This is a genomic window from Micromonospora sp. 15K316, assembly GCF_004348525.1.
Classification (GTDB): domain Bacteria; phylum Actinomycetota; class Actinomycetes; order Mycobacteriales; family Micromonosporaceae; genus Micromonospora.
In genome coordinates this window covers 1-840 of sequence record NZ_SMKG01000441.1, presented here as the reverse complement: position 1 = coordinate 840, position 840 = coordinate 1, and the positions used below count along the sequence as shown (strand labels likewise).

The window sequence follows — 840 nt, the reverse complement described above, 5'->3', positions numbered from 1 at the left end:
CGCCGTGGGCAGCAGCGCAGCTTGTTCAGGATCTTCCAGGTCTTGAGGGTGGCGATCGCCCGTTCGCCGCGGGCGCGGATTTTCGCGTGGGCGCGGTTCACGGCCTTCTGCCGGCGTGAGAGCTTCGGGCGGAAACGGTGCCGCTTGAACGGAGTGCGCACGCTGCCTCGGGCTCCTTGGTAGCCCTTATCGGCGAAGGTCATCACGTCTGCCCTGCTCAGCGCCTCGATGATGCCGCGGGTTCGGGCTGCGGCCAGGTCATGGACCGAACCGGGCAGCGCCGGTGAAGCCCAGACGAGCCGGCCAGCGGCATCGGCGATGACCTGCACATTCACGCCGTGGTGCTTGTGTTTCCCGGAGTAGTACGGGCGCTGATCGGCGACTCGGTCGATCGGAATCAGGGTGCCGTCCAGGATCGCGTACGCCAGCCGGCGGATCCGTTCCATGGCGGTGTCCAGGTCGTCGGCTGCCGAACTGAGCAGGGCTATCGCTTCCTGCACGTATCGCCAGGCGGTGGCGACGCCGATCTCGAAGCCGGCCGCGAGTCGGGTGTAGGTGTCGCCGTTGCGCAGGTGGGCGAGAGCCAGCAGCGCCTGCCGGCCCGGGTCGAGGCGCCGCCACCGGGACCGGCGCTGCTGACGGTGGCCGCGGATGCGGTCGGCGAGGTGGTTCAGGGCGCGGCTGGACAACGGAATCGTGGCGGGGTAGGACAGCATGGCGAGGCTCCCGGTCGGGGCTTCGAGTCTTGGTCGACAGCTGTCCTACCTGGAGCCTCGCACCCATCGATCACCGGGCCTGCCACACCGGCCCTGAGCCGCAAGATCAGCTTGGAAAAGGCTC

The 840-nt window shown here is 68.7% G+C and carries 1 protein-coding gene; it reads right to left on the bottom strand.

All coding sequences use genetic code 11. The features are described from left to right. The coding region (locus E1211_RS32225; protein WP_132354027.1) for a transposase family protein at positions 1-716 on the bottom strand (716 nt) is incomplete at its 3' end. Positions 717-840 lie beyond the last annotated feature (124 nt).